The 16,899-nt window shown below is 35.6% G+C and carries 17 protein-coding genes and 1 tRNA gene; 4 read left to right on the top strand and 14 right to left on the bottom strand.

Annotated elements, in window-relative coordinates; translation table 11 throughout:
• Positions 1-22: 22 nt before the first annotated feature.
• The 7 genes from ACLBWW_RS08580 to inhA1 all read right to left on the bottom strand — a co-directional run bounded on the left by ACLBWW_RS08580 (position 23) and on the right by inhA1 (position 8,613).
• Positions 23-670: a phosphatase PAP2 family protein gene (locus ACLBWW_RS08580; protein ID WP_048545052.1), complete on the bottom strand. Its 648-nt coding sequence runs from the start codon at positions 668-670 to the stop codon at positions 23-25.
• A 59-nt stretch (positions 671-729) separates the two neighbouring features.
• Positions 730-1,779, bottom strand: coding sequence for a spermidine/putrescine ABC transporter substrate-binding protein PotD (gene potD, locus ACLBWW_RS08585; protein WP_046957063.1), 1,050 nt, complete (start codon positions 1,777-1,779; stop codon positions 730-732).
• Positions 1,780-1,817: 38 nt separating this feature from the next.
• Positions 1,818-2,618 carry a spermidine/putrescine ABC transporter permease PotC gene (potC, locus tag ACLBWW_RS08590; RefSeq protein WP_000714201.1) on the bottom strand — a complete coding sequence of 267 codons (801 nt, stop codon included), beginning with the start codon at positions 2,616-2,618 and terminating at the stop codon, positions 1,818-1,820.
• A gap of 6 nt (positions 2,619-2,624) precedes the next feature.
• Positions 2,625-3,473 carry a spermidine/putrescine ABC transporter permease PotB gene (gene potB, locus ACLBWW_RS08595; protein WP_000715495.1) on the bottom strand — a complete coding sequence of 283 codons (849 nt, stop codon included), beginning with the start codon at positions 3,471-3,473 and terminating at the stop codon, positions 2,625-2,627.
• Positions 3,470-4,453: a spermidine/putrescine ABC transporter ATP-binding protein PotA gene (gene potA / locus ACLBWW_RS08600; RefSeq protein ID WP_000720323.1), complete on the bottom strand. Its 984-nt coding sequence runs from the start codon at positions 4,451-4,453 to the stop codon at positions 3,470-3,472. The genes potB and potA overlap by 4 nt, the downstream gene beginning before the upstream one ends.
• 233 nt (positions 4,454-4,686) lie before the next feature.
• A complete protein-coding gene (locus ACLBWW_RS08605) occupies positions 4,687-6,054 on the bottom strand; it encodes an aldehyde dehydrogenase (RefSeq protein WP_048545054.1) in 1,368 nt (455 codons plus the stop codon).
• A gap of 171 nt (positions 6,055-6,225) precedes the next feature.
• Positions 6,226-8,613 carry a M6 family metalloprotease immune inhibitor InhA1 gene (gene inhA1 / locus ACLBWW_RS08610; protein ID WP_098633446.1) on the bottom strand — a complete coding sequence of 796 codons (2,388 nt, stop codon included), beginning with the start codon at positions 8,611-8,613 and terminating at the stop codon, positions 6,226-6,228.
• Positions 8,614-8,954: 341 nt separating this feature from the next.
• On the opposite strand from inhA1, the gene ACLBWW_RS08615 reads away from it, so the two are divergent.
• Positions 8,955-9,089, top strand: a complete 135-nt coding sequence (locus ACLBWW_RS08615) for an anti-repressor SinI family protein (protein ID WP_000276217.1) — start codon at positions 8,955-8,957, stop codon at positions 9,087-9,089.
• 79 nt (positions 9,090-9,168) lie between these two features.
• Positions 9,169-9,492, top strand: a complete 324-nt coding sequence (locus tag ACLBWW_RS08620; protein WP_000578885.1) for a helix-turn-helix domain-containing protein — start codon at positions 9,169-9,171, stop codon at positions 9,490-9,492.
• A 72-nt stretch (positions 9,493-9,564) separates the two neighbouring features.
• Here ACLBWW_RS08620 and calY read toward each other — a convergent pair whose 3' ends face one another.
• From calY to ACLBWW_RS08650, 6 genes are all read right to left on the bottom strand, one after another.
• Positions 9,565-10,158 carry a biofilm matrix protein CalY gene (gene calY, locus ACLBWW_RS08625; protein ID WP_000053728.1) on the bottom strand — a complete coding sequence of 198 codons (594 nt, stop codon included), beginning with the start codon at positions 10,156-10,158 and terminating at the stop codon, positions 9,565-9,567.
• Positions 10,159-10,454: 296 nt separating this feature from the next.
• Entirely contained in the window at positions 10,455-11,276 is an 822-nt protein-coding gene (locus ACLBWW_RS08630) for a DUF4047 domain-containing protein (protein WP_048545059.1), read from the bottom strand.
• A gap of 134 nt (positions 11,277-11,410) precedes the next feature.
• The gene (locus ACLBWW_RS08635) at positions 11,411-11,998 is read right to left on the bottom strand and encodes a CalY family protein (protein ID WP_048545061.1); all 588 of its coding nucleotides are present in this window, start codon (positions 11,996-11,998) and stop codon (positions 11,411-11,413) included.
• 62 nt (positions 11,999-12,060) lie between these two features.
• Positions 12,061-12,630, bottom strand: a complete 570-nt coding sequence (sipW, locus tag ACLBWW_RS08640; RefSeq protein WP_048545063.1) for a signal peptidase I SipW — start codon at positions 12,628-12,630, stop codon at positions 12,061-12,063.
• 191 nt (positions 12,631-12,821) lie between these two features.
• Positions 12,822-14,108 carry a D-alanyl-D-alanine carboxypeptidase family protein gene (locus ACLBWW_RS08645; RefSeq protein WP_048545066.1) on the bottom strand — a complete coding sequence of 429 codons (1,287 nt, stop codon included), beginning with the start codon at positions 14,106-14,108 and terminating at the stop codon, positions 12,822-12,824.
• A 155-nt stretch (positions 14,109-14,263) separates the two neighbouring features.
• The gene (locus tag ACLBWW_RS08650) at positions 14,264-14,491 is read right to left on the bottom strand and encodes a hypothetical protein (protein ID WP_000251858.1); all 228 of its coding nucleotides are present in this window, start codon (positions 14,489-14,491) and stop codon (positions 14,264-14,266) included.
• Positions 14,492-14,897: 406 nt separating this feature from the next.
• Here ACLBWW_RS08650 and ACLBWW_RS08655 point away from each other — a divergent pair, with 406 nt between their 5' ends.
• Positions 14,898-15,122, top strand: a complete 225-nt coding sequence (locus tag ACLBWW_RS08655; protein WP_016133931.1) for a hypothetical protein — start codon at positions 14,898-14,900, stop codon at positions 15,120-15,122.
• Between the two features lie 188 nt (positions 15,123-15,310).
• Positions 15,311-15,383 (top strand) — tRNA-Val (locus ACLBWW_RS08660).
• 1,092 nt (positions 15,384-16,475) lie between these two features.
• Here ACLBWW_RS08660 and ACLBWW_RS08665 read toward each other — a convergent pair.
• A complete protein-coding gene (locus tag ACLBWW_RS08665; protein WP_046958263.1) occupies positions 16,476-16,892 on the bottom strand; it encodes a hypothetical protein in 417 nt (138 codons plus the stop codon).
• Between the last annotated feature and the right edge of the window lie 7 nt (positions 16,893-16,899).

Genomic DNA, 16,899 nt, shown 5'->3' on the forward strand with positions numbered 1-16,899 from the left:
ATAGTTTTTCCAGACGTTTTTTTTATCTCTCTTTATTAAGTCCCAATCTTTTGGTAAGTAAACGATGGCAGTAAATCGCCATAATTAACAAAATACCACCTACGCAATAACCAGCTAAAATATCAGTTGGATAATGTACATTTAAAATAACTCTACTTAATCCAATCGATACAATTACAATTCCCATCAAAATCGTTATAACATATTTTCCAGTTACACTCTTCAAATTTGCCGCAATAATATAAGTAAGAAACCCGAATGTCATAATAGATAACATTGCATGTCCACTAGGGAAGCTATACCCAAGTGCATCCAACGTTTCATTTAACGACGGGCGCTCCCTTTTCACAATTTCTTTTATCCCTTTATTAACAAGATGTGTTATTAAAATACCCATTGGATACACGATCATCGCAGCATAATAACGTTTTCTCCAAAAAACAAGTAAACTTATAGCCAGCGTAGTTACGATCCCGATAGCAGAACCTAATTTTGTATAGTGTGAAAAAAATGTAAGCGAACCTTCTGTTTGTAATCCTTTTACTAATGCTCGGACATATGTATCCATCACTGTAACGCCACCCGCATGTACGCGCCAAGCAACAATGCCAAATACAGCAAGTAATAAAACGATACATACTACCTCATATTGATGTAACTTCTTGTTCAAACGATTTCCTCCTACTATGAAAAAATGCGATTTCTACTTTAGAAACCGCATTTCCTTACTTATTTACCTTTTGTTTTTAACTCTGTCCAGTAACGATCATAGTCTTTTAGCTTATCGTCTACATCAACAAGCCATTCTGTACGATCTAATTCTTCTTTCGTTAAGAAGATCATATGATTATCACGATATTCTTTACTATGAAGAGGATGAGCTTTTTCATTAGGATTACTGTATCCAATTGACTCGTAGTTTTTCACACTTACTTTTTCATCTAATAAGTAGTTCATAAACTTCTCTGCAAGCTCTTTGTTTTTCGCACCTTTTGGAATTGCTAACGTATCAGCCCAAATTGTGCCGCCTTCCTTTGGTACAACGTACTCTACATCTTTATTATCTTTTGCGATAAATGCTGCATCTCCAGACCAAACTGTTCCGATCCAAGCATCTTCTGTAATGAATTTTTGTTTAATATTATCTGTATCAAATGCTAATAAGTTTGGAAGCAGCTTCTTTAAATCATCTGCTGCTGTCTTTAACTGTGTATCGTCTTTCGTGCTGTTTGAGAATCCATGCTTCTTAAGACCCATACCTAACACTTCACGAGAATCATTTAATAAAGTTACATGCCCTTTATATTTCTCATTCCATAGGTCAGCCCAGCTTGTAGGAGCTTCTTTTACATACTTTTTATTGTATGCAATACCTGTTACGCCCCAAGTATATACTAAAGAATATTTATTCTCTGGATCAAACGCCGGTGTTTTGAAGTTAGAAACCATATTTTCGATATTCGGGATATTCTTTTTGTCTAACGGCGCTAATAAATCCATTTTCGCCATTGTTTTAACCATGTAATCAGACGGCTGAATTAAATCATACTTCGCGCCACCTGCTTGTAATTTCGCAAGCATTTCTTCATTACTTGCATACTTATCATAGTTAATTTTCACGTTATATTTCTTTTCAAAATCTCTTAGCACTTGCTCATCAAAATTGTCAGCCCAGCTATAAATGTTTAACTCTTCTTTCTTTTCACCACAACCAGCAAGTACACCAGCAACAAGGCTAAAGCTAATTGCTGCGCCGGCTAATCTTTTTATTAATTTCATCGGTTTATTACCTCCTCGTACTTTCTATATCGTTCGTATTATAAAGGAAGGTGTCCTCCAGAGTTTTCTTCACCATCTGCACCTTTGTTACGGAAGATTTCAGATAGAACCATTAATCCTACGATAGCCACAATTAAAATTGTAGAAAGTGCATTAATTTCTGGTGATACTCCGCGCTTAACCATACTGTAAATGTATAATGGCAATGTTGTTGATCCTGGTCCTGATACGAAGAAACTAATTACAAAATCATCAATTGATAATGTGAATGTTAATAATGCGGCTGAAATAACCCCTGGTGCAATTGCTGGGAACGTTACATAACGAAACGTTTGCCACGGCGTTGCTCCTAAATCATTCGCAGCCTCTTCTAAATCACGTCCCATACCAGAAAGACGCGCTGCTAAAATAACGACAACAAATGAAATACTAAATGTAATGTGCGCAATAATAATTGTTGTTTTGCCAAGTTCCATACCTAATTGACTAAATAAGATAAGTAAAGATAATCCCATTAAAATATCAGGAATTAAAATTGGTAAATACACAAGACCGTTAATAGCCCCTTCATAGCGATATTTATAACGATGTAATGCAATCGCGAAAATCACACCAAGAACTGTCGTTACAACCGTCGTTACGATCGCAATCGTCATACTATTTACAAACGCATCAATAACATCTTGCTTTTGAAATAAATCTGTATACCAATGGAATGTAAAACCTTCCCATTCCGCATTAATGCGAGAATCATTGAAGGAATATACCATTAAAACCATCATTGGAAAATACAAGAACAATAAAATTAACCAAGAATAAGAAACTAAAAACTTCTTCATCTTTGCCTATTCCCCTCCGTTCCCATCATATTTATATACTTTCGTTGCACGATAATATAAGTAAATTAACAGAACAGAGAATAGAACAACAATCATAGATAACGCAGATCCAAACGGCCAGTCACGCGCTCCTAAGAATTGATTTTGAATTACGTTTCCGATTAACGCTACTTTCGATCCACCCATAACGTCTGATACAACAAACATTCCGATAGAAGAAACAAACACTAAAATAGAACCAGTAGCAATCCCTGACATCGTCATTGGTACTGTTACATTCCAAAATGCCTTTGCTGGTGTTGCTCCTAAATCATAAGCTGCTTCTAGCTTACGCTTATCAAGCTGCTCAATCGCTGCATACACCGGTAAAATCATAAATGGTAATAAAGAATAGACCATTCCGAGTATTACAGAAGGTGTGTTATATAGTAAATTTAAAGGTTCACTTATAATACCTAGTTTCAATAGCAATGTGTTTACAAGACCTTGTGAACGTAAAATAACAATCCATGCGTATGAACGAACAAGGAAGTTAATCCAAAACGGGATCGTTGCCAATAATAAAAGAATTGAACGGTATTTGCGATCAACAATTGTAATTGTATAAGCAAATGGATAACCAATTACTAAACAGATTACTGTTGTAATAACTGCAATCTTAACAGTTTCCCATAACGTTCCCATGTATAGTGGATCAAACACACGAGCTATATTCTCTAACGTAAATTGCATTTCCACTGTCCCATATGCCCCGCGCTGCATAAAGGCAAATGCCAATACAAACAGAAGGGGAATTAGGAAGAAGATTAACAGCCACGCGACTGTCGGTAGTGCGAGTAATTTCCCTTTTTTCAATTTAAGGTCACCTCGTCCTCTTGCTCCCAGCCTACGTATACATTATCTCCAATGCTCCACTGCGCTGCTTCTTCAGCAGTTTGATATGCCATTAGTAATTCTGATGTTTTCTCGTCACGTACATACAGCTTTTCCATATTTCCAACAAACTCAACGTCTTCAATATGTCCAAGATGGTATTCTTTTAAAATCGGCTCTTCAACCGAACGTACTTTTACGTTTTCAGGGCGAATTGCTACATAGCCTTCCCCGTTTTTCACAATATTATTTTCACCGATAAATGTCGCAACGAACATTGTTTTCGGCTTATTGTAAATTTCTTTCGGCGTTCCAATTTGTTCAATATGTCCTTTATTCATAACGACAATACGATCACTCATGCTCATCGCTTCTTCTTGATCGTGCGTTACGTATATGAATGTAATTCCTAAATTACGTTGTAAGTTTTTCAATTCACGTTGCAAATCTTTTCTTAACTTAAAGTCTAACGCCCCAAGTGGCTCATCTAGTAATAATACACGCGGGTTATTTACAATCGCTCTCGCAATTGCTACACGCTGCTGCTGTCCACCAGAAAGCTTTGCAGGTTTACGATTACGGAACTCAAGTAACTGCGTTAAACGCATTGCCTCTTCAGCACGCTCTTTCTGCTCTGCTGCCGGTACTTTCTGCATTTTCATACCGAAACAAATATTTTTCTCCACATTCATATGTGGGAATAGCGCATAATGTTGGAACACTAAGTTCATATGACGCTTATATGGTGGCAAATCGTTAATCTTTTCATCATCTAATAAAAGATTCCCTTTAGTTGGCGTTTCAAAGCCTGCGATCATGCGAAGTAACGTTGTTTTCCCGCAACCACTCGGCCCTAAAATCGTTAAAAATTCCCCTTCTTTAATGTCTAAAGAAAGAGGTGGGATAATCACTTGATTTCCAAAATGTTTTTCTACTGCTTCAACTTTAATAATCTTTTTCATTTTCCCGTCCTATCTACCTTAAATTTTAATTTTTATATTCATGAATAAATATTTATGTTCTATAGACTATTTTTTGTTTCGATCCAAACAAAAATGGTTGTTTAGCGTTCTCTTCTATTCTTTATGTAGTATGTTTGATTCATTTTTGCATGATACACATGTCGAACAGAAAAACCCCTTCCATTACGAAGGGGCTATTATCATACGGCTACGCCTACTGATAAACACCATCATCATTTTAACAACTTTCGTATGAATTTTAAAGCACTTTTTGTAGAAGAGTAACGAATTTTCATATCGAATGCCGTAGATTGGGCTAAAATGCTTTTATAATGTGAAAAAGTCCGAAAACTTTCTTCCCCATGATAACTACCTAATCCACTACTTCCAACACCACCAAAAGGTAAATATGGCGTTGCAAGATGATAGACAACATCATTAATACAGCCTCCGCCATATGAAATATTACTTGTCACTTTCTTTTGTACTTCTTTATCTTCAGAAAATACATATAACGCTAACGGCTTCGGATGTTGCTGGATTGTTCCAATTACCTCTTCTATGTTGTCGTATTCTACAATTGGTAAGATCGGACCAAAAATTTCATCTTCCATAACAGTACTTTGCCATGTAACATTTGTTAACACTGTTGGTTCTATATGTAAAGTTTCTTTTTTATAGTTCCCACCGATTACCGTTTTACCATCTTTCAAAAATGAACATAAACGTTCAAAATGACGTTCAGTCACAATTCGTACATAATTGTCATTGTTTAGTGGATCTTTTCCATACTGCTCCGCAATTTCGTGTCGTAATGCCTCGATTAACTGTTCTTTCACCGAAGCATGCACATACATATAATCAGGCGCTACACACGTTTGCCCTGCATTTAAAAACTTACCCCAAACAATTCGTCTTGCTGTTACATCTATTTTTGCATCTTTATGTACAATGCATGGGCTTTTTCCCCCAAGTTCTAACGTGAGTGGCGTCAACCGTTTCGCTGCTGCTTCCATCACAACTTTTCCAACACCGACACTACCTGTAAAGAAAATATAATCAAACGGTTCCTTTAACAATTCCGTACTCTTTTCTACACCGCCTTCTACTACCGCTACAAGCTCTTCTTGGAATAATTGCTCTAACATCCTCGTAAGTACTTTGGAAACGTTTGGCGTTAACTCTGAAGGCTTTAAAACAATTGTATTTCCAGCCGCCAACGCTCCTACAAGAGGTGCAATTGCTAATTGAAACGGATAGTTCCACGGTGCAATAATAAGTGTCACACCGTACGGTTCAGGAACTACTTTCCCCTTTGATCCAAAATGAGTGAGTGCTGTTCGAACCCGCTTCGGTTTACTCCACGATGAAATATGCTTCAATTGAAAGGAAATTTCTTTTAATACATATCCAACTTCCGTTGTAAACGACTCATGAACTGACTTATTTAAATCTAATTTCAATGCCTGAAATATTTCTTCTTCAAAACTCTGAATGCCTTCATAAAGCTTCTTCAAATTATTCTTTCTCACTTCTACACTTCTCGTATGGCCATTATAAAAATATGCTTTTTGTTTATTTACAATAGAAGAAACACTCATTCATTCACCTTCTCCCACTATTTTTATCCAATTCTTTCATTATTTATATAGACTTCATATATAATAAATTTCTATTCGTAAAGTTACATTATATATAATTTCTTCTTGCATATAAAATTCATTGCTCACAAAAAAACTACCGAAAGAAAATCTTTCGGTAGTTTTACTGTATTAACGATATAAACGAACAGCACCAGCAGAATTATCATCAGCTTGTCCTACTACTTCAAACTTCAGGCCAAGATTCGGTAAAATACGTCCTGCATCTGGAATCTGTTTATTAATATACGTTTTCGAATCATCAAACTTCGGTACACCTGCTAAGCCATTATACGTATACGTTCCGCGCGTTGGAGATACAACTTTCCAAGCTGGCGTTTTATCAAATGAGAACGCCGCATCAGCGATTTGGAATCGTGTACTACTTGCTACTGTTGGTTTACCATTTAAAGTTCCAACAATTGCTTCTGGATGAGAATCAACTACGCCAAGGAAACCATGTCCTGGATGTAAACCAACCCAGTTATCTGTATAAGCTGAGTCTGCATACCATACAACCATACCTGTGTTGTATTCTGGACCGCGAGCATATTTTAATGCGTTATCCGAACCAGCATAGTTTCTCCACTCTACATAATAGTTATGTTTTTTCTTCTCTGTTCCATTAGATACAGCGAATCCATCTAATTTGAACTGCGGTGTACCTTCTGCATCATCAGAGAATACTACTTTACCATCTACATTTAGTGATGCATTATCAAGTAGGAAACCGTTTAATGCTAAACCACCATCTGTAATGTACTCAAATGTTAATTTTACTTTCTTACCTTTGAATTGGCTTAAATCGTATGATTTGTCAATCCATTTTCCATTTGTTGAATGTGCATTTCCACTATTTGCTTTCTCACCAAGTTTTTCGATTAATGTTTGCTGACCATCTTCTGTTACAGCATGTACTTCAAGGAAATCATACTCTGCTTCAATTTCATACAATGACTTGAAATCAAATTTCGCAGTCGTTGCATTTGTTAAATCGAACAGTGGCGTCTCCATTTTTGTGTGAAGATTGTCACCTTTTGTGCTGTAGTAATACTGCTTACCAAATGCTGGAGCAATTGTTTTTATATCTTTATCTGGCAAGTTAACACGAATCATACCTGGGCGGTTAGATTTCGTAACACTTTGGTCTAAATATGTTGCTAGACCGATACCTTTATTTAATTTCTCGTAATCTACTTCTACGATATTTGCCCAGTTACCACCGATTGTTTTTTGGAAAAACTCTTTATTTTGTGGTGAGAAACTCGTTGGCGTTGTTCCTGCAATGTTACCAGCCCAGCTTCCGCCACTCATAACAGACCAAGCTTGAATTGGTTCACCGTCACCAGTATAGTCTGTATCATACTCATCTGGAAGACCTAAATCATGACCATATTCATGTGCGAATACACCAACTGCGCCATCTTCTGGTTCAATTGTGTAGTCGAATGCTGCGATCTTTCCGCCCCAATATGGAACTTTCGCTTGTGTACCTTCAATTGGGAATGGTTTTGGTCCAACAGTCCAGCGATGTGACCAAATTGCATCGTCACCTAATTTACCGCCACCTGCTTCTTGTCCAACACCCGCATGGATAATCATTAAGTGATCAATTAAACCATCCGGTTGTTTTTGATTTCCATCGCCATTTACATCATATTGATCGAATTGGTCAAACTCTGATAAATCAATACCGCTATCTACAGCTGCTTTTAATGCATCTTTTACTAAATCACGTGGTCCTTTTGGCCCTTTATTATCATGACCTGTCGCACCATCTGCACCGTAATCAGCAGCTTTACCAGGAACTGTTAACCATTTTGTAACTGTTCCGTCTACTGTATAACTACCGCCAGATTGCTCTTCGTAATATTGTTTAAACGTTTCGATTTTGCTGCCATCCTCTAATGCGAATGGCTCATTACCGAATAACATTTTTTCATAATGTTCTTTGTTAAAATCGTCAGTATACATATAACCAGGTTCTTTATCAATATTGTTATGTTTAAAGTCAGCGTACTCTACAAGTAAAACGAGTACTTTATCTTTACGAACTTCACCGTTATATTCTTTTCCCTTTGCTGAAGAAGTTGGTACTTTACCATTTAGACCACCCTTAACTGGGCCTGTTGCTGCAGGTGTTCCTGTTGCTGGTTTGTCTAACTTTTCTTTCGTATCAGCTTTCGCATCTTTCACTTTCTTTAAAAAGTCAGATGCTTCTTTCGTAAGTGGGTCCCCATTTGATACTTCTTTCCCAGGATTTTCACCCTTTTTGTTCTCTACGTATTTTTCGACGGCTTTCTTTGTTTCTGTCTCTGAAGCCTTCGAATCAATTACCCCACGGTTTTTTAGCGCATTCGCTAAACGTTCTTCTGGAATTAAATGATCATCGACTGGACTCGTAGCTGTCTTATTCACAGGTGTTTCAGCATATGCAGACTGGCCACCCGCTCCGAATGAAAGACCTAACACAGCTGTCAAAGCGATTGATGACAAAACTTTGAACGGTTTCTTGTTCATCCCTTATTTCCTCCCCTAATAAAAAATATGTATTACAAATTGAATTTTATTAAAAATTCAATATTTTTTCAATATTTAGTTATATTATGTAATTTTTTTAACATATTTGTAAAAATTCCATAGTTAGCATACGAATATATCACAATTCAACAATGTTTTCTGAAAATATTGAAAATATTTGTCAGAAACTTTATAATCGCCATAGAGGGAATTTAATGGGGATTTTATCTTTGTTTTATCTACAAAATATTTGATAATTCACTATATAAAACACAAAATACGATTGCTTATCATATATTCTGTAGCAGCAGTTATGACCGATAATTAGGGAGGAATTACATTTGTACAAAGATAAGACTGACGCACTGGACCAAGAATGGATTGATTTAATACTTGAAGCTCTAGACGCTGGTATCGCCCTGCAAGATATCGAACATTTTTTCCAACGTATGAAGCCATCCAGTCAGGCTCAATAGGCTTGTTCTTTTTAACGAAGTTTATGTTATAATAATGACATCATAAGACGACTACATATTGATAGAAAGGTGCGCAAATATGATTGGAGAACGTATAAAACGCCTTCGCTTACAAAAAGGTATTTCATTAACTGAACTTGCCGAAAAAGCTGGTGTTGCTAAATCTTACATTAGTTCTATAGAACGAAATTTACAAAAAAACCCTTCCATTCAGTTTCTTGAAAAAATTGCAGCAGTTCTACAAATTCCAGTTGATACTTTACTTCATGATGAAACAACAAAGGAAACTAATCTAGACTCCGAATGGACACAGCTTGTTAAAGATGCAATGAACTCTGGTGTCTCCAAAGAACAATTTCGTGAATTTCTTGAATTTACAAAATGGAAGCAAAATCAAAAATAATAATAGAAAGAAGTGCTAACAACCAGCACTTCTTTTTCTTTATAAAAAAAGCGGGGGATACCCGCTTTTTTATTATTTTTCTTCGCCAGCTTCTTGGTTAGCATTGAATGTCCATTCTAAATTCAATGAATCACCTTGGAAGATATTTTGTTCTTTCCCATTATCTACAAATTCAAATTGTACCCACAGATAATCCTCTGTGCCTGCTTCTAATCCACCCTTTTCTCCCCACTCAGGAGCAAAGATGTCTTTAGCTAAAAGATCTGGATCAGCATTTTGTAAATCAGCTAAAGTTGTTTCATATACAGGCTCACTTTGTTTATCCCAGTTCCAAAGGAATTTCACTTTAACGTGCTTACCAAAGTCTTCACCAGCATTATCGCCTTTTGCATCTTTCACAGTATACTTTGTCGCTAGTTTAACGTCTTTAATTGTTAATGAACCGCTATTCTTTAATAAGAACTCTTTCTTAATAGAATCCCCTGGTTTTAAATCTTTAATATCTACAAGCGTTTTAGGGTCTAATGTAAGATCTAACGTCCCAGCTGCAAATGTATTGTTCGATACTTCTTTATCGCTAAAGTAAGCGAATGTTCCTCCACCAATTAAAGATAACCCCAATGCTGCTGATGCAACTCCCATACCTAATTTCTTTTTCAGACTCACAATCAATTCCCCCTAGCTGTTTATTATATTTTTGTCTCTTATTTTTCAATAAGAGATATAAAGAAAACTATATTAGCTTAGCTAATGTTCGTTCTCTTTTAAAAACCTTAAGTTCATTATAACGAACATCACTCTATAAATACAACAAATATTTATTAGTATTTTCAATTATTTTTATTTCTCAATATTATTTCGTTTTTTCTGAATTCTTATGTTTATATTTTAAGAAATACAATAAGTGCGGGGGCAAATACTCCCTCACACTCATATACATCATTTTTATACCGGTCGTCAGTTTATTCTGATGATTTCTCATTATGATCCGTGGTAGTAGCCTTTTCATGAGTTCCTTGCTCAAGTTTTTTAGCTGTCTCTACTTGTTTCTGCTCTTCTACCTTCTTCTGCTCTTCTACTTTCTTCTGTTCTTCTACTTTCTTCTGTTCTTCTACTTTCTTCTGTTCTTCTACTTTCTTCTGCTCTTCTACTTTCTTCTGTTCTTCTACTTTCTTCTGTTCTTCTACTTTCTTCTGTTCTTCTACTTTCTTCTGTTCTTCTATTTCATTCTGTTTCTTTACTGTTTCATCTTTTAATAGTTTTTGTAAAGTCTGAATTTGTTCATCAATAGCTTGCAAACTAACTTCTTTCACGATATAATCTCGCTTCTCTTTTATACTGAGAAAACCTTCATTCACATATACGGCCACTTGTTGAATCGATTCACTTTTATTCACTTTTAATTCTTCTTGTATTTGATTATAAGGAGTTTCTATTGCAGTATATACATTTTGCAGCGCTTCCTCCTCAGAAGCAATTTTCTCACGTCCTTGTTGCCACACTACAATTGCCTGTTCAATTTCTTCTCTAGAAGTTACTGCCAACTTCCCCTTCATTTCTCCATACTGATGCTCAATAAACTGTTTATGTTTCTCAGCTTCCTCTTTTAATGTATCAACTGTCTTTGGAAATATAATCGCTGTAGAAAGAGCGGCTTCCACTTTCGTTTCATGAATAAATGCAGCTTCTGTATACGTCATTATTTGAGAGCCTAAATAAAACGTAATGGAGCACATACAAGGCAATATAAGCATCTTTTTTAATTTGCGAGGTGTTTTCAGCATCTTAATCTCTCCCATCGAACAAGATGTTCTCTATATAGAACGTTACTTTTATTATAATAAAGAACGATACAAAATGATAGCTATATACTAGAAAAATAGAAAAAGGGCTATCCATTTGATAGCCCTTTTTCATATTATTTTGTTTCACCTTCTGTTTGTTGTGCATCAAACGTCCAAGTTAATTGTAACTTATCACCCTGGAATTCATTTTGATCTTTTTTATTATCAACGAACTCAAATTTCACCTTGAATTTATCAGATTTACCTGCAGAAATACCTTTTTCATCCCAGAACCAAGCAGCTAAATCATTATCTACTGCTGTAAGTGTATCACCCTTCAATTTATCTAATGTAGTTTGTTTCACAATCGTCTCATGCTTATCTACATTTTTTAAGAATGTTACTTTAATATGTTTACCAAAATCATCTTTATTATCTTTCTTCGTATCTTCTACACTATAGTCTGTTTTTAATAGAACTTTTTTAATATCTAATGTACCTTTATTTTCTAATTTAAATTCTTTTTCAACTGTATCACCAGGTTTTAAATTCGATACATTAACAACTGTTGATGGATTTAATGCTAAATCCAGTGTACCAGCCGCAAATGTATTGTTTGACACTTCTTTATCACTGAAAAATGCAAATGTTCCTCCGCCAACTAATGCTGCCCCTAACACTGCTGATGCGATACCCATACCTAATTTTTTCTTTAAAGTCATGTCCATATCCCCTTAATCTATATATTTGTTAACTTCCTAAACGGAAAGTATAACCAAACAAACTAGACGGATTGTTCTACTTTTTTCTCTTTCTTTTCCCCTTCAATGCTGCGAATCGCGCCAAAAATAGAAATCGCGGAATAGCCCAGTAAAAAGACCCCTGGAATAATAAGAAGCAATGCAGCTCCAGCCTTTGAACTAGCATAATTTAATGCATATCCTGCATAAGGAACTGTAATATCCGCATATTTCCCAATGACATTCTCCGCACGTACTGGTTCTAAATCAGGGCCGTTGTTGTTATCCCCTTTTGTTTCATACGTTACTTTTCCATTTGTATCTTTCACACCGATAATACGGTGAGTGATAATTTTTTCATCTTTCTCTTTAAAGGTAATAACATCACCTTTTTGATATTTCGAACCATCTTTAGTCGGTTCTATCGCAATGATTGATCCTGTTAAAAATGTCGGTTCCATCGATCCTGATAGCACTGATTTAAATTGATATCCCAGCACTGTTGGATCTCCGCCACTCGCTTTTGACGAAATAACTATAAAAGCTAGAAAAACCATTAATGCAAATAAAACAAACGAGATAACGTTGCTAATCACTTTCCAAATTAATTTCATCGTCTCTCTCCCTCTCCGTTGTTTTATATTATTTGGAGTATATAATACTAAATCGGTTCTTTAACAAGAACACAACTAAATAATATAACGAACAACTCGTAAATGCAATAAGAAAATTTACAATTATTAGTTATTTTGCATATACAAAAAAGACTGTGACAAAGTCTCTTCACAGTCTTTTTACTAGTAATTTATTTTTCTTCTGATTTCATTTCTGTTGTATTTCGGCGTAGCACTACAAATAAAATGGCTCCAAATAGTACAGCGGCACCTATCCCAATGCTTATTATTTTCACATTTGATTCATTTACTTCAGGCGTAGCCGTATCTTTTTTAGGCATCGCAAAAGTAACATCTTCTTTTGAAAGAACATTTATCGTCGCAATTGTTTGATTATTTTTCGTGATGTCAACTGCACCAACTACCTCACCACGATGAATTCCTTTATGATACAAAGAATCTTTATCTAATGAAGCCGCACGGAAAATCGTCCTCACATTTTTACCTTCATCTTTCTTAAGCATAAGCTCTGCACTTTTTTCAAGCTCGCTATCAATATCTTTATTTAAATACGTTGCCTTTTGATGCCAGCTATGTTTATCTAATACAGTTTGCTTCACAAATTGACCGAAAGAATAATCCGCCATCTGCTTCAAATCTTCATAAATTTCAGGTCTTTGGGAAGCCATTACTACATTTATAATGCGATTGCCATCCTTCTCATTTAATAGAACGAGTGTATTACGCGCTTCATTTGTAAAACCCGTCTTCCCGCCAATGCTATATGGATTTTCAAAATAAGTAGACTTATTAAAAATAGAAACCGTCTGGCTAGATGTCGTAACCGTCGTCCTTTTCGTATTCATCGCTTGTAAAATCTCAGGATACTTTTGTACACCTCTCGTAATCATAGCCATATCATACGGCGTCGTATAATGGTTTGGATCATGCAATCCATTTGGCGTTACAAAGTGACTATCTGTAGCCCCTAATTGCTTTGCTTTCTCATTCATCATATGAGCGAACTTCTCAACATTTCCGCCAATACGCTCCGCAATCGCATACGACACATCATTTGCACTCAGCACCATTAAAATCATAAGCGCAGTATTTCTATTAATCGTCTCACCAGGTTGAAATTCAATTTGATAATTACTCTTCTCTTGATCTAATGCTAATTGTGAAAACGTAAATTGATCCTCTGGCTTCGTATGCTCCATAAGTAAAATCGCTGTTAACACTTTCGTCATACTAGCCGGAAATGCACGATGATGTGCGTTTTTGTTATACAAAACATCTCCAGTTTTTGCATCAATCGTAGTTGCAAACTGACTAAAAACATTTGGTCCTTCCGCAGGTGGTGGTGCCACTTGTTCTGGATTCACTCCAACATTCGTCTCCGCACGTAACGTCATAGGTGTCAAAAAAAATAAACAAATAACGGTAATAAAAGCCAAAACTTTCTTAAAATTTACCATATGACTCTCCCTTTTCACTATACTCTCACAGTTTAAAAACTGAATCTACCAATCCATATGTAATTTGTATTAAATTGGAAGAATATTCACTGTTTTTTACTATATCATATTTTTACGATGAAGAACATAAATATACAATAAAAAATAAGAAGGAGTTATTCTTTCTTATCCTTCTCATCAATCAACGAATCTATTAAATTTTGACTAGCTTCCTCGGGTGTAATCTCATCTGTCATCCCCATAAACGACCAACCTTTAGAATCGACCCACTCAACAAACTCTTGTAAAAACTCATCATGTGTAACATCCACATCAAGAATCGAGCCATTAATCGAAATCGTTCTATTTTTAGATACACGCATCTTGAACGTTTTTCTTACCATTACAATAATTCTCCCTCTACTACTGAATATTTATAAAGTGAAACTTTAATCAGCCTTCACCAATCGGGCTTTTACGAGCAGCCTGCCACCACCTAACTTCTTTGCTTTCGATAAATTTTGAGGTGGGGATCTTACCGTCCGCAAATAGCGGGGTAAAATAATCTTGTATCTCTGTTATACATGATTTTAAGTAAATTGTAAAAAGGATATATTGGCCAATTTGCATATTGAAACTGAAAACCTATCAACATGCAAAAATATCAAACGGTATATAAATGATCATAAATGACTAAATAAATCCACATAAAAAACAAAACAACTTACATTTTATCACACCAAATACAAATGAATTTCGTACAATATAATGGAATATACTAGAAAAAACCTTAATATGAGGAGGAACTCTATGGCGCGTTGTACGTATTGTAAAACGAAGTGGACAATAAAAGATGTATGGTCAATACTCGTGACATTTGAAAAAGATTGTCCGTATTGTTTCAGAAGACAATATCTATCAAAGAAAACATTGAACGCTATGCCAGAACTTATAAGCTTACCTTTACATTTCTTATTCCCTTTTCTAGTTGATTTGAGTGATGAGGGGCCTTTGGATTGGTATCGGAAGTCATAACACCTCAGTATCTTCTATTTATTACATATAAAAACATACATACTAATACACCTCTAAAATAAAAACTATTTTCTATTACACTACCTCTTTAAAAACTTACTACACAAAAATATTGTAAATTTTCAGTTAATTATGTATAATTGCTTTAACATAATGATTAAAATTACAAATACATAATCATTTTTGAAGATCCCGTAGCTCAGCAGGGAGAGCGCCACCTTGACAGGGTGGAGGTCGTGAGTTCGAGCCTCTCCGGGGTCATACCGTTAGAAACCGTGTCAACTTAACGTTTGATGCGGTTTTTATTTTCCGTTGACTTGACGCAGGGTGGCGGTCGGCCATTTGGTAGCTTAACGCCCGTCGCTATACGGTTTGTAGTTGTTTTACATCTATTTTCAAGCGTTCGGCGTACACGTTCCGAACGCTTGGTGTACATTTGGTGATTTGATTGTTCATTCTTCTTGTTCGCATACGTTCATTTAGTAGCCGTTCGTCGGTGTTAATTTTTGTCACCAGCATCTCCTTTATGGTCAATGTCATACCGTTAACTAGTTTCCCCTTACAAATACTTCAACAAAATTGGGAGAACGCTTATTACCTCTCTTTCTCAATGCAAATTTCAAGTTAAACGGTACCCCTCGATATTTGGTAAAGTGACGTTTTCGGACGGGCTGTACCAAGTTAATTGAAACAATACTCGTAGCACTTCAGTTTCCTCTCGATCCGACCTAAAGTCCTTCTTACCTGTTCCATATGAATGCCGAGTATATCACTAATTTTTCTATAACCAAAATTCGGATTCTCATATATAATTTCTAAAACCTTCTGTATTTACGAACCCAGTTGATATGCTTAGTTATCATATCTTTATCATGGTATCCATCCCTCGATAGATAGGTGTATATCTGTTTGTCTGTGGTATTGCGATTCATGATTTCATTAGCTATCCATTTCATCAGATGCCCTTCCCTATTGTCGCAAATCGACGTTGTGCCGTCCTGGTTATGGTGAAATTGATTTTTCAATAGTGACTACCTCCGATTGTTATTGAACTCTTTTTCCTATGTATAAATCCGACCCCTGAATTGCTTCGTAACGTTAATTTCAAAAAAACTTCAAAACTTCTTGTTCGTATATCTTGGAAAAGGCGCCGGTAGAAAGATGGCCAGCTACCACTCGTCTCTTACACTATTAAATCCGACCCTAAGTTGATTTTGTAACGGAGAAACTGAAAAGAACGCAAAAAAGACGTGAACCGCAGTTCACGCCTATATTTCAATTATTCTGCCATTATTTATTCTTCACCTTCGTCATACATAAAATGTTTAGCTATCTACCACCTAGCCTACACTCTTAACTTTTGAAGAATTTAAGATACTTAACATCCTCATCTTCAAAACATCTTCCTTCTGATTTTTTGTTAGCAAAGCTGAAAAACTCTTTTGCTATTTCTAAATCACCCAATTCATACGCAACTTTTCCTGAAATAAATTCTTTTTCACCTGTATCAATACGCATAAATCCGGTTAAAAACATTTTATCTGACCATTTTTTTGCTGTTTTAAAATCTTTTACAATAAAACAAGTATCAATAATATCATTCACTAAATCATAACTTTCATTATAAATACCTTTCGGATTAGGCAATACACTCCAAGCCTCTTCTAATAATGTAATAGACTCATTATGATTACCTTTATCAAACTCATCATTACTCTGATTAACGAGACTTTCGAATTTCTCTTTTATAGGTGATTGTAATATGGCCATATTGCTC

It is taken from the genome of Bacillus sp. M5A3_1b (assembly GCF_053345335.1).

What these genes read in the sequence shown, in the direction of transcription:
- potD (WP_046957063.1), bottom strand. Translation starts at nt 1,779, where the DNA reads ATGAAATTAATAAAAAGATTAGCCGGCGCAGCAATTAGCTTTAGCCTT.
- potC (WP_000714201.1), bottom strand. Translation starts at nt 2,618, where the DNA reads ATGAAGAAGTTTTTAGTTTCTTATTCTTGGTTAATTTTATTGTTCTTG.
- potA (WP_000720323.1), bottom strand. Translation starts at nt 4,453, where the DNA reads ATGAAAAAGATTATTAAAGTTGAAGCAGTAGAAAAACATTTTGGAAAT.
- ACLBWW_RS08605 (WP_048545054.1), bottom strand. Translation starts at nt 6,054, where the DNA reads ATGAGTGTTTCTTCTATTGTAAATAAACAAAAAGCATATTTTTATAAT.
- inhA1 (WP_098633446.1), bottom strand. Translation starts at nt 8,613, where the DNA reads ATGAACAAGAAACCGTTCAAAGTTTTGTCATCAATCGCTTTGACAGCT.
- ACLBWW_RS08620 (WP_000578885.1), top strand. Translation starts at nt 9,169, where the DNA reads ATGATTGGAGAACGTATAAAACGCCTTCGCTTACAAAAAGGTATTTCA.
- ACLBWW_RS08630 (WP_048545059.1), bottom strand. Translation starts at nt 11,276, where the DNA reads ATGCTGAAAACACCTCGCAAATTAAAAAAGATGCTTATATTGCCTTGT.
- ACLBWW_RS08635 (WP_048545061.1), bottom strand. Translation starts at nt 11,998, where the DNA reads ATGACTTTAAAGAAAAAATTAGGTATGGGTATCGCATCAGCAGTGTTA.
- sipW (WP_048545063.1), bottom strand. Translation starts at nt 12,630, where the DNA reads ATGAAATTAATTTGGAAAGTGATTAGCAACGTTATCTCGTTTGTTTTA.
- ACLBWW_RS08645 (WP_048545066.1), bottom strand. Translation starts at nt 14,108, where the DNA reads ATGGTAAATTTTAAGAAAGTTTTGGCTTTTATTACCGTTATTTGTTTA.
- ACLBWW_RS08650 (WP_000251858.1), bottom strand. Translation starts at nt 14,491, where the DNA reads ATGGTAAGAAAAACGTTCAAGATGCGTGTATCTAAAAATAGAACGATT.
- ACLBWW_RS08655 (WP_016133931.1), top strand. Translation starts at nt 14,898, where the DNA reads ATGGCGCGTTGTACGTATTGTAAAACGAAGTGGACAATAAAAGATGTA.
- ACLBWW_RS08665 (WP_046958263.1), bottom strand. Translation starts at nt 16,892, where the DNA reads ATGGCCATATTACAATCACCTATAAAAGAGAAATTCGAAAGTCTCGTT.